The sequence below is a fragment of the Frankia sp. AgPm24 genome (assembly GCF_023243055.1).
In the GTDB taxonomy this organism is placed as follows: domain Bacteria; phylum Actinomycetota; class Actinomycetes; order Frankiales; family Frankiaceae; genus Frankia; species Frankia umida.
The window spans coordinates 1-11924 of the sequence record NZ_JALKFW010000004.1 but is presented as its reverse complement, the minus strand read 5'-3'; the positions used below and the strand labels follow the sequence as shown (position 1 = coordinate 11924).

Here is an 11924-nt window from a genome sequence, read left to right as displayed (position 1 = left end):
ACGCGCCACAACCCACAAGCCCCCCCGACACACAACCCCCCCGCCCCCCCCCCCCCGCCGGCCCCCCCCCCCCCCCCGCCGGCCCGGGGGGGGGGGGGGGGGGGCTCGGCCCCCCCGGCCAACATGACGAAAGCCCCCACCGGCGCAGCATGCGCCAACAGGGGCTTGCGTGGGCGAGGGGGGAGTTGAACCCCCACGTCCGTTAGGACACACGGACCTGAACCGTGCGCGTCTGCCATTCCGCCACTCGCCCGAGTGGAACTATCTCTTGTGCAGGTGACACGCTATCACGCCGGAGATGTCCTCTGCGTCGGGGGGTCGCGCCAGCCGGGCACGTGTCAGGCTGCGCAGCCGTGGGGCGTGGGCGCCCGGGGGCATACGATCTCACAGACCGGGAGAAGGGAGGTCGAGCATGGGCGTGCTACAACGCTTCGAACGGCGCCTGGGCGGCCTCGTCGAAGGTGCGTTCGCCAAGGTGTTCAAGGGCGGTGTCGAGCCGGTCGAGATCGCGAGCGCCCTGGCTCGGGAGACCGACGACCGCCGCGCGGTGAGCTCGAACCGGGTGCTGGTGCCCAACGAGTTCGCCGTGGAGCTGGCCAGTGGCGACTTCGCCCGACTCTCCCCGTATGACCGTGCACTGTGCGACGAGCTGGCCGAGATGGTGCGTGAGCATGCCGCCGAGCAGCGGTACACGTTCGTCGGGCCGGTGTCGGTGCGGCTGTCGGAGGCCTCCGATCTCGACGTCGGCGTGTTCCGCATCCGGAGCAGTGTGGCGGCGGCCGATCCGGGGGTGGTCGCCGGTCGCCGGTCACGGCCGAGCGCTCCGGGCACACCCCATCTGCTGATCACGACGAAGGCGCCGGGTGGTTCCGGGGAGCGGGAGTACCCGCTGGACGCGGAGACCACGGTGATCGGCCGCAGCGTCGAGTGTGACATCCGGTTGAACGACACCGGGGTGTCGCGGCGCCACGGTGAGATCCGCCGGCTGCCGGACGGGCAGTTCCTGTACGTCGATGCCGGGTCGACGAACGGCAGTCTCGTGAACGGGCGGGCAGCCCGGCAGGTGAAGCTCGTCAACGGTGATCGTATCGAACTCGGTACCGCCACGATCGTGTTTCGCCGGCAGGACGGCCGGGCCGGGGCGGGGCGGGCGGGTGGCCGCGCCACCCCGCACCCCGATCGTGTCTCCGCCGAGCGGGCACCGGTGGACCGGGCATCCCTGGACCGAGCGCCCGGTGACCGATCGTCGTCCGAGCGGGGCGTGCTGCTGCCGAACCGGGCCGGGGCGACGCCACCGCCGGGGCGGGTGGGCACCCGGCCGGGTTCGACGCCGGTGCCGGGGCGCCCGGCGCAGCGTCCCACCCCGCCGCCGGAGCGGCGACCCACCCCTGTCCCGGACGATCCGTACCAGGCCGGCTCCTCGCCACGCGGCGACCGGGGTGGCCGGGTGGATCCGGGCGACCGGGTGGATCCGTACGCGCGCGATCGGCGCGATGGCGGCCCGGCCTATCCGGACGATTCCTACGGCCCGGAGCGCCCCGGTCGGGCGGGAACCGGTGCGGACTACCGCGACCAGGAGTTCCGCGACCAGGGCCGGCGCGGTTATGATCAGCCGGACGATCCACGCGCACGGGAGCGTGGTCGCGGTCCGGGGTCGGCGCGCGAGGAGCGGGGCGGCTACGCCCGCGGCCCGCGCGATCGCCGCGACGATGTCGGGGGCTCGCAGGATCATCGCGACCCGCGGCGTGCCCCTTCCCGGCGTTCCGGTGATCCGCCGGCCAGCGATCGGGAGCCCCTCGACCTGGAGCCGTTGGACGACGTGTACGACGCACAGACAGTCCTGCCCGGGCAGCTGGACGCCCCGCAGCAGGATCCCGGCGGGCGTGGCCGCTCCCGGTCGGATCGGGGCTGGTAGTCGCCGATGGACCCGACCGAGCCCAGTGAGCTGGTGCTGCTGATCATCAAGATCGGCTTTCTTGCCCTGTTGTGGGGATTTGTCCTGGTGGCGGTGCGGGCCGTCCGGCTGGACATGTTCGGCCCGACGAAACGTCAGCAACGCCGCGAACCGCCACCGATCGCGCGCCCAGCAGCGCCTCGCAACCCCCCGCAACCAGCGCACAAGCCGCGCACGCCAAGCAAACTGGTCGTGACAAAGGGTCCCTTGGCAGGCACAACGATTCCACTAGGATCGGTACCTGTCACCATCGGACGGGCACAGGACTCGACTCTGGTCCTCGAGGATGACTTCGCGTCAGGCCGGCATGCGAGACTCGTGCACCACGACGGGCAGTGGTTCGTCGAGGACCTGGGCTCGACCAATGGCACATTCCTCAACCGTACGAAGGTGACCAGTCCCATGCCGGTACCTCTCGGCGCGCCGGTCAGGATCGGGAAGACGGTCCTGGAGCTCCACCGGTGAGCCTCAGGCTGCACTTCGCCGTCCGCTCCGATGTCGGGCACGTACGGGAAGGAAACGAAGACTCCGCGTTCGCCGGGCAGCGTCTGCTGGCCGTCGCCGACGGGATGGGTGGCCATGCCGCCGGTGAGGTCGCGAGCTCCACCGTGATCTCACGGCTGGCCGATCTCGACGACGGCGTGCACAGCGACGATCTCGTCACCGAGCTGAACGAGGCCGTCCGCGATGCGAACCGCCAGCTCCGGGAGATGTCGCTGGAGAACAGCGCGCTCGACGGGATGGGCACGACGGTGACAGCCGTGCTGTCCGCCGGGAACATGCTCGGCGTTCTGCACGTCGGTGACTCCCGCGCCTACCTGTTGCGCGACGGCATTCTCAGCCAGGTCACCCACGATCACACCCTGGTGCAGGATCTCGTCGACCAGGGCCGGATCACGCCGGAGCAGGCCAACACCCATCCGCAGCGCTCACTGCTGATGCGGGCGCTCGACGGCCGGGAGGTCGAACCGGACCTGTCGGTGCGTCAGGCCATCCCCGGCGACCGGTACCTGCTGTGCACCGACGGGCTGTCCGGTGTGGTCAGTGAGGAGACGATCCGCGAGACGCTGCTGCTGCCGTCCCCGCAGGATGCCGTCGACCAACTGGTCGACCTGGCACTCAAGGGCGGCGGGCCCGACAACATCACCGTCGTGGTCGCCGACATCGCCGAGGACCACGGTGGGGCGCTGTCCCATCCGCTGGTGGCCGGTGCGGCGGCGGAGAAGCGGGTCGTGCCGGGTGCCCAGTTGGCCCGCAGCGGCCCCGACCCGCGCAACGGCGACGCCGAGTCCGCGGCGGCGAAGGCGGCCAGGATCGGCCGGCCTGGGTTCCACCGCCGGGACCGGCAGCAGTCCGCCGGCAGCCGTTCCGACGGGGACGGCGACGACGCGGACGGGGAGGCGGAACCGGAACGCGAGGCTCGCCGCTCCGGCCGTCGGGTGCTGTTCGTCTCCACCGTGGTGTTCGTGATCGTGGTGGCCGGCGCGACCGCCGGCTGGAGCTATGTGCGCAGCCAGTACTACGTCGGCGTCGACGACGACAAGGTCGCGCTGTTCCAGGGGGTGAAGGGCGGCTTCGCCGGCATCCACTTCTCCTCGGTGCTCACCCACGGCCAGCCGCTGGCCGAGATCAGCGCGGCCGACCGCAGTGACCTGCGGGACGGCATCCCCGCGAACAGCCGCTCCGACGCCGAACAGATCATCGCCCGGCTGAGCAGCTCGCCGGAGGCGGCCTCGGCCGCCTCCGCGACGGTGGCACCCTCGGTCAGCCCGAGCCCGTCGACGAGTACGAAGGTGCCGGCGGTGTTGCCGACGGCGCCGCCCGAAGCCTGTCGGGTCGCCCCCGTCCCCGCCGGATGTCCGACCCCTGCGACCACCGCGACTCCGTGAGCCCCATGCTCATGTCCCCAGGCCAGCGATGACCCGCCCGCCGCTCCCGCTTCCCCCGCTGCGTCGGCCACGGTCGGCGGACCTGACCGCCACCTTCGCCGGTCTGCCGTTGCCGCGGGACATCGACCTGCCGCCGTACCGCCGCCGTGAACTGACCCTGCTGATCTACGCCGGGGTGCTGGCGACGTCGGCGCTGGCGGCACTCACCCTCGCCGACGTCGGTCAGCTCTCCCTCGGGGTGCTGACCATCGGCCTGGGCTTCTTCTGCCTGTGGGCGATGGCCCACATCGCCGTCCGTCGTTTCGCGCCCGCCGCGGACCCGGTGCTGCTGCCCGTCGTCGTCGCCCTCAACGGCCTCGGGCTGGTGATGATCTACCGGCTGGACCTGGCCCGCAGTGAGGCGGCCAGACAGGCCGGTCGGCACATCCCACCGAGCGCGGCGCAGGTGCAGCTGGTCTGGACGCTGCTCGCGATGATCGTGTTCGTGCTCGTGCTCGCCCTGGTGCGTGATCACCGCAAGCTCGCCAGGTACGCCTACACCGCGGGCCTGGCCGGCATCGTCGGCCTGATGCTGCCGATCGTGCCCGGCATCGGCACCAGCATCAACGGTGCCCGCCTGTGGCTGCGGGTCGGGCCGTTCTCGTTCCAGCCCAGCGAGGTCTCGAAGATCCTCATCCTGATCTTCTTCGCCGCGTACCTGGTGAACAAGCGGGACGTGCTCACCTACGGCTCGCCCACCGTGCTCGGCCTGAAGATCCCCCACGCCCGCACGCTGGGCCCGCTGCTGGTGGCGTGGCTGGCCAGCCTCGGCATCCTGGTCGTGCAGAACGACCTCGGCTCGTCCCTGCTGTTCTTCGGAATGTTCCTGGTGGTGCTCTATGTCGCCACCGAGCGGGTGTCCTGGATTCTGAGCGGCCTCGGCCTGTTCGTCGCCGGGGCGGTCCTGGCGTACCCGCTGTTCGGCCACGTCCAGATCCGGGTGGACGGCTGGCTGCACGCCTTCGACGGTGACAACCCGTCGAGCACGTCCTACCAGCTCGTGCAGGGGCTGTACGGGTTCGCCGCCGGTGGGATCAGCGGCACCGGCCTGGGCCAGGGCCATCCGCAGAAGGTGCCGTTCGCCAACACCGACTTCATCATGGCGAGCCTGGGCGAGGAGCTCGGGCTCACCGGGGTGATGGCCATCCTGACCATGTACGCGCTGCTGGTGCTGCGTGGGATGCGCGCGGCCCTCGGGGCGAAGGACGCGTTCGGCAAGCTGCTCGCGACCGGCCTGTCGTTCACCCTCGGCCTCCAGGTGTTCGTGCAGGTCGGCGGGGTGATGCGGCTGATCCCGCTGACGGGACTCACCCTGCCGTTCGTCTCCTACGGTGGCTCGTCCATCGTGGCCAACGCGGCGATCATCGCTCTGCTGCTGCGGGTCAGTGACAGCGCGCGGCGCGCCCCGGAGCCGCCGTCCGAGGCGCCGTTGTTCGATCCCGGTGCCGTGTCCGAGAGCCCCACCCAGGTGGTGAAGACGACATGAACCGCCCAGCTCGCCGGGTCGCTGTCGTCTGCATGGTGCTGTTCGCCGCCCTGCTGGTGAACGCGAACTGGTTGCAGGTCGGCCAGGTGCACAGCCTCAAGACCGAACCGACGAACGGACGGCAGATCACCGAGCGCCTCGAGCGGGAGCGCGGTTCGATCCTGGCCGGCGACGTGGAGATCGCCCGGTCGGTGGCCTCCAACGACCAGTACAAGTACCAGCGGCAGTATCCGGCCGGCTCGCTCTACGCGGACGTCACCGGCTACTACACGCTGTTCACCGCCGCCGGCCTCGAACGCTCCCAGGACGTGTTCCTCTCCGGGGACGACGACCGGCTGCTCGCCAGCCGGGTGACCGGGCTGTTCACCAACCAGCAGCGCCGAGGTGGGACGGTGCTGACGTCCCTGGTGCCGGCGGTGCAGCAGGCCGCCGCGCAGGCGCTGGGCGACCGCCGGGGAGCCGTGGTCGCACTCGATCCGAAGACCGGCGCGGTGCTGGCGATGGTCACCAGCCCCACCTACGATCCGAGCCCGCTGGCCAGCCACACCGAGAAGACCGCCACCGACGCCTACGGCGTGCTCTCCGCGGACAAGGCACAGCCGCTGCTCAACCGGGCGACCCAGCAGACCTATCCGCCGGGGTCGACCTTCAAGCTCATCACCGCCGCCGCCGCCCTCGCCGCGGGCCGCCACCCGGACGACCGGATCGCCGCCCCGAACGAGCTGAAGCTGCCGCTGAGCACCGTCACGCTGCCGAACTTCGACGGTGAGACCTGCGGCGACGGCCAGACCGACACACTCATCCACGCCTTGACGATCTCCTGCAACACCGCGTTCGGTCAGCTCGGGATCGACCTCGGCGATGACGCTCTGCGTAGCCAGGCGGAGGCGTTCGGCTTCAACACCACATTCCCCGACCTCCCCGTGTCGCAGGCACGTAGCGTCTTCCCCAGTGACCTGGACGGGGCGCAGACCGCACAGTCGGCGATCGGCCAGTACAACGTGCGGGTCACGCCCCTACAGATGGCGGAGGTGGTCGCGGCGATCGCCAACGGCGGCACCGAGATGAAGCCCTATCTGGTGTCCGAACTGCGCGGCCCGGACAAGCGGACGATCAGCCGGACCAGCCCCAGGGAACTCGGCAGGCCGATCAGCGGCGACGTCGCGGCGGAACTCACGACGATGATGGAGAGCGTGGTGACCGCCGGAACCGGCCGTAAGGCGCAGATCGATGGGGTCACCGTCGCCGGGAAGACCGGTACCGCCGAGCACGGCACCGACGTGGCGCCGCACGCCTGGTTCGTGGGTTTCGCACCGGCGGACAACCCCAGGGTCGCCGTCGCCGTCATTGTGGAGGACGGCGGGGGTGAGGTCGGCACCGGCGGTGCCATCGCCGCCCCCGTCGCGAAAAAGGTCATGCAGGCCGCATTGGACAGACCATGAACAACTCGCCCGGCAACTCCTCCTCTCCCTCGCAGCCCTTCGCCGGTGCCGCGTCGCCGAACACCGTGCTGGACAACCGCTACCGCCTCGACGGTCGGATCGCCGCTGGCGGCATGGGCGAGGTGTGGCGCGGACTCGACCAGACCCTCGGCCGACCCGTCGCCGTCAAGCTGCTGCGTCCGGAGTACGCCAGTGACGAGTCGTTCCTGGTCCGCTTCCGCGGCGAGGCGCGGCACGCCGCCCGGCTCTCCCACCCCGGGGTCGCCTCGGTCTACGACTACGGCGAGGTCGCCACCGCGGACGACTACCCCACCGCCTACCTGGTGATGGAGCTGGTCGAGGGCGAGCCGCTGTCCGCGATGCTGCACCGGGAGAAGCGCCTGTCGGCCGAACGGATGCTCGACATCCTCGGTCAGGCCGCCGACGCGTTGCAGGCCGCGCATGCCCTCGGGGTCGTCCACCGTGACGTCAAACCCGGCAACCTGCTGCTGCGCCCGGACGGCGTCGTGAAGGTCACCGACTTCGGTATCGCCCGCGCCGTCGACGCCGCCCCGCTGACCGCGACCGGCATCATGATGGGCACCGCCTACTACGTCTCGCCCGAGCAGGCCTCCGGCCGGCCGGTGACACCGGCCAGTGACGTCTACTCCCTCGGCGTCGTGGCCTACGAGTGCCTGGCCGGCCGTCGTCCCTTCGACGACCGCAACCCCATCGTCGTCGTCATGGCCCACCAGCAGGACACCCCCGCCCCGCTGCCCACCGACATCCCCTACCAGGTCCGGGCGCTGGTCGATTCGGCGATGGCCAAGGACCCGAACCGGCGGCCCAGCTCCGCCGGGGCGTTCGCGCGCTCGGCGGCGGGTATCCGACGCAACCTGTGGCCACCCGAGAACGGCCGCTGGCCCAGCGGGCCCAGCTCCCCGGATCTGACCGCCCGCCATCCCAGCGGCCCGGGGCTGCCCCCGCCGACCGCGGGGCGGGCGCACCGCCAGACCTCCCGCAGCCGCCCGCCGTCCTGGCTTCCGCAGGAGCCGGACGCCGCGGCCGGCCGCGGCGGCAGCGGACCCGGTCGGGGCGGTTCGGGTCCGGACCGCTCCCAGGTCTCGCCGGACCGCACCCAGCTGCAACCCGACGGTGACCTGCCCGCGACCGCGATGCACAGCCCGCCGACGCACGGCCCCGACACCGGTTACAACCCCGGTTCGGGCTACGGCGGACCGAACTCCGGCTACGGGCCGGACACGGGCTACGGCCAGGACCCCGGGTACGGGCCGGATGCCCGCGGCAGGTACGGCGACGGGTCGCGCTCCGGTGGTGAGCCGTCCGGCTATGGTTCGTCGACCGGCTACGGCGGTCCGGGCGGCGGGTACCCCGGCACCGGCGGCCCCGGGTACGGCGACGGTGGCGGCTATGGTGACACCCAGGACCCCGGCACCATCTACAAGCAGGGCCCGGCCGGGTGGTCCAACCCGGCGCACGGGCGCGGCGGGGAGTCCGACTGGTCGGGCGGACGGGCCGAGCGGCGACGCGGCGCCGGGGCCGGCGCCGGGCGTTGGGCGCTGCCCCTGCCACTCCTGATCATTCTGCTCGTCCTGACGGTCGCGATCACCGCGTTCGTCTCCAACCGGCTGTTCACCGGCAACGGTTCCGAGTCGAACTCGGCGGCAACCCCGGCGGGCGCGGTGTCCGCGCCACCGGTCGTGGCTGATCTCGTCGGTGAGGCAGGGGAGTCTTCGTGACCGACGCAACCCACACGTACCCGCCCGGCGCGGCCCCGCAGCTCATCGGCGGTCGTTACGAGCTCGGCGGTGGCATCGGCTACGGCGGGATGGCGGAGGTCTACCGCGGCCGGGACACCCGGCTCGGCCGCGAGGTCGCCATCAAGACGCTGCGCTCGGACCTGGCCCGGGACCCGACCTTCCTCGCCCGGTTCCAGCGCGAGGCGCAGTCGTCCGCGGCGCTGAACCATCCGGCGATCGTCTCGGTGTACGACACCGGCGAGGACGTCATCAACGGGACCCACATCCCGTACATCGTCATGGAGTTCATCGAGGGCCGGACGCTGCGCGACGCCCTCCAGTCCGAGGGCCGGTTCACCGAACGCCGGGCCATGGAGATCACCTCCGACGTCTGCGCCGCGCTGGACTACAGCCACCGGATGGGCATCATCCACCGGGACATCAAACCCGCGAACGTGATGCTCAGCCCGGACGGCGCGGTCAAGGTGATGGACTTCGGCATCGCCCGGGCCACCACCGCCACGTCGTCCACGATGACCGCGACCGCGGCCGTCATCGGCACCGCGCAGTACCTCTCCCCCGAGCAGGCGCGCGGCGCGCGGGTCGACGCCCGCAGCGACGTCTACACCACCGGGGTGCTGCTCTACGAGCTGCTCACCGGGGCGCCGCCGTTTCGCGGCGACAACCCGGTCGCCGTCGCCTACCAGCACGTCCGCGAGGATCCCGACCCGCCGTCGGCACACGACCGCGACATCTCCCCCGAGGCCGACGCGATCGTCCTCAAGGCGATGGAGAAGGACGCCGACGACCGCTACCTCACCGCGGGTGAGATGCGCGACGATCTGGAGCGGGCCCTGGCCGGACGTCAGGTGCAGGCGATGATGGGAGCTGGTGGCGCCAGCGGAGCCGCCACCACCCTGGGGCCCGCGGCCAGCGGCACCGCCGTGCTGGGCCGCGGCGACCGCGCCGGCTACCCCACCCGCGACCGTTACGCCGACGACCGTTACGGCGACGACGCGACCTCCTTCGCCCCCGCCGCCGGCGCGTACCCGGACGCGCCGTACGACGACGGCCGTTTCGGCACCGGCCCGTTCGACCGGTACGACCTCACCGGTGCTCTGGACCGGCGCGCCGTGCCCGGCAGCCCGCAGAGGTCACAGGCGTGGAAGTACATCCTCGCCGGCCTCGGCGTCGTCGTCGTGTTCGTCGCGGTGGTGCTGCTCGCCTCCACCTTCCTCGGCGGTGGCGGCGGTGGCGGCGGGTCGGGTGAGAAGATCGCCGTTCCGAAGGGTCTGCTCGGCCTGAACGAGCAGAACGCGCGAGCCCGGTTGCAGAGCGCCGGCTTCCGCGGCACGGTGACCATCTCCTCGGTGGACGCGCCGGACAGCGCCGGCCAGGTCACCAAGGTCGACCCGACCGAGGGTACCCAGGTCGAGTCCAACGGGACGATCACCCTGTTCATCGGCAAGGCCGCGGGTGACGTCACCATTCCCGCCGACCTGGTCGGCAAGAGCCAGAGCGATGCCGTGGCACAGCTACGGGCGCTCGGCCTGAATCCGGCGGTCATGCCCTTCTACAACCAGACCTCGCAGAAGGTCGGCGCGGTCGACAGCACCGACCCGGCGGCCGGCGGCCCGGTCAAGCCCGGTTCGACCGTCACCGTCTACGTGGTCAGTTCCAGCGTCAACGTGCCGGACGTGCGCAACAGCACCTACGACAACGCCGCCGCCGAACTCGGCCGGTGGGGTCTGAAGGCCACCCAGCAGACCGTCGGCAACAACACCGTGGCGCCCGGCACCGTCGTGGCCCAGACGCCGTCCGGCGGCGCGGCACCCCGCGGGTCGACCATTACCCTGTCGGTAGCCGCCCAGCTCGAGACCACCGCACCGCCGAGCCCCACCGCGACCCAGCCGACCGACCAGCTGCCGACCGTGAACCCCGGTGGCGGCCAGACCCAGACCCCCGGTACCGGTGGTCAGACCCCCTCGCCGAGCGCGACAGCCGCGCCTGGCGCCGGTGCGGGTGCCGCCGCTCAGCCCGGCGCTGCCGGTGGCGGTGCCGGTGGCGGTGGCGGGGCGGCCGGGGGCGGTGCCCGCAACTGAGTCCCGTGTCCTGCCCTGCCCGCCCTGGGCAGGACAGGCAGGGACGCCAAGCACGACCCTGAGCCTGGACGGAGGCCGCCCGATGCGGATCCTGGTCGTCGACAACTACGACTCGTTCGTGTTCAACCTGGTCCAGTACCTCGGCCAGTTGGAGACGGACTGCGTGGTGCTGCGCAACGACGAGGTCGACCCGGCGGACCTCGCCGGTCTCGGGTTCGACGGGGTGCTGCTGTCGCCCGGTCCGGGCACACCCGAGGCGGCCGGGGTGAGCATCCCCATGGTGCGCCAGTGCGCCGAGCGGGCCGTGCCGCTGCTCGGGGTGTGCCTCGGGCACCAGGCGATCGGTGTCGCGTTCGGCGCCACCGTGGACCGCGCCCCCGAGTTGCTGCACGGCAAGACCTCGCTGGTCCATCACGACCAGGCCGGGGTCCTCGCCGACCTGCCGACCCCGTTCGTCGCGACCCGCTACCACTCCCTGGCCGTCGACGAGCGGACGCTGCCGCCGGAGATCGAGGTCACCGCCCGAACCGAGAGCGGCGTGGTGATGGCCCTGCGGCACGTCAGCCTGCCGTTGGAGGGCGTGCAGTTCCACCCCGAGTCGGTCCTGACCCAGGGCGGCCATCTGATGCTCGCCCGCTGGTTGGAGCGTTGCGGCGACGGCGGCGCCGCCCGCCGGCTGGCTCCCGGCCTGTCCGACGAGGTCGAGACCCTGCGCGCCGCCGCCTTCAGCTAGAGCGCCGCTCAGGGCTGGGCCGCGGGCAGGGTGACATCCGCGCTCTGGCTGACCCGGTAGCCCAGGCGGTAGGCGTCCACGTACTGCCGGTAGACGATGATCTGCGGGTCGTCGCGCAGGCTGGTCCGCATCGCGGCGGTGTCACCGATGGCGGTGATCCGAAACGGGGGCGAGAACACCTCGCCGTCAAGCAGCAGTGTGTTGCCGACACAGCGCACCGCGGTCCGCGCGGTCACCCGGATACCCATGATCGACATGGCCTCGGCGCCACCATGCCACAGCGCGTTCACGACGGCCTGCACATCCTGTTGGTGCACGACCAGATCGTCCGGCCCGGGAGAGCGCACCCCCCGCGGATAGGGCCCGCGGCGGCTCTGCGCGGGCGCGTCATCAAGCTCGACGCTCACCGCCGGCCCGCGCACCGCCGCCAGACCGACGGCCCGGGCAAGGTCCAGGCGGGACCGGGTGGTTCCGGGCACCCCCCCCCCCCCGGGGCCCCCCCGCGGCGGCCGCGGGGGCCGGGGCCCCCCCCGGGGCCCC

At 72.0% G+C, this 11924-nt stretch carries 9 protein-coding genes and 1 tRNA gene; 8 read left to right on the top strand and 2 right to left on the bottom strand.

Annotation, left to right across the window (positions count from 1 at the left end):
* Nucleotides 1–170 precede the first annotated feature (170 nt).
* Nucleotides 171–253, bottom strand: a tRNA-Leu gene (locus tag MXD61_RS02250).
* 159 nt (nt 254–412) lie between these two features.
* Here MXD61_RS02250 and MXD61_RS02245 point away from each other — a divergent pair.
* The 8 genes from MXD61_RS02245 to MXD61_RS02210 all read left to right on the top strand — a co-directional run bounded on the left by MXD61_RS02245 (nt 413) and on the right by MXD61_RS02210 (nt 11384).
* Entirely contained in the window at nt 413–1915 is a 1503-nt protein-coding gene (locus tag MXD61_RS02245; protein WP_248811206.1) for an FhaA domain-containing protein, read from the top strand.
* 6 nt (nt 1916–1921) lie between these two features.
* The gene (locus tag MXD61_RS02240) at nt 1922–2419 is read left to right on the top strand and encodes an FHA domain-containing protein (RefSeq protein ID WP_248811205.1); all 498 of its coding nucleotides are present in this window, start codon (nt 1922–1924) and stop codon (nt 2417–2419) included.
* Nucleotides 2416–3843 carry a PP2C family serine/threonine-protein phosphatase gene (locus tag MXD61_RS02235; protein WP_248811204.1) on the top strand — a complete coding sequence of 476 codons (1428 nt, stop codon included), beginning with the start codon at nt 2416–2418 and terminating at the stop codon, nt 3841–3843. Before MXD61_RS02240 ends, MXD61_RS02235 begins: the two co-directional genes overlap by 4 nt.
* Before the next feature lie 28 nt (nt 3844–3871).
* Nucleotides 3872–5368, top strand: a complete 1497-nt coding sequence (locus MXD61_RS02230; RefSeq protein ID WP_248811203.1) for an FtsW/RodA/SpoVE family cell cycle protein — start codon at nt 3872–3874, stop codon at nt 5366–5368.
* Nucleotides 5365–6810 carry a penicillin-binding protein 2 gene (locus MXD61_RS02225; protein ID WP_248811202.1) on the top strand — a complete coding sequence of 482 codons (1446 nt, stop codon included), beginning with the start codon at nt 5365–5367 and terminating at the stop codon, nt 6808–6810. The genes MXD61_RS02230 and MXD61_RS02225 overlap by 4 nt, the downstream gene beginning before the upstream one ends.
* Nucleotides 6807–8549, top strand: a complete 1743-nt coding sequence (locus MXD61_RS02220; RefSeq protein ID WP_248811201.1) for a serine/threonine-protein kinase — start codon at nt 6807–6809, stop codon at nt 8547–8549. The genes MXD61_RS02225 and MXD61_RS02220 overlap by 4 nt, the downstream gene beginning before the upstream one ends.
* Nucleotides 8546–10651, top strand: a complete 2106-nt coding sequence (pknB, locus tag MXD61_RS02215) for a Stk1 family PASTA domain-containing Ser/Thr kinase (RefSeq protein ID WP_248811200.1) — start codon at nt 8546–8548, stop codon at nt 10649–10651. Before MXD61_RS02220 ends, pknB begins: the two co-directional genes overlap by 4 nt.
* An 82-nt stretch (nt 10652–10733) precedes the next feature.
* Nucleotides 10734–11384 (top strand): aminodeoxychorismate/anthranilate synthase component II, encoded by a 651-nt coding sequence (locus MXD61_RS02210; protein WP_248811199.1) that lies wholly within the window; start codon nt 10734–10736, stop codon nt 11382–11384.
* An 8-nt stretch (nt 11385–11392) separates the two neighbouring features.
* On the opposite strand, the gene MXD61_RS02205 is transcribed toward MXD61_RS02210, so the two are convergent.
* Nucleotides 11393–11863 (bottom strand): DUF881 domain-containing protein, encoded by a 471-nt coding sequence (locus MXD61_RS02205; RefSeq protein WP_308222663.1) that lies wholly within the window; start codon nt 11861–11863, stop codon nt 11393–11395.
* Between the last annotated feature and the right edge of the window lie 61 nt (nt 11864–11924).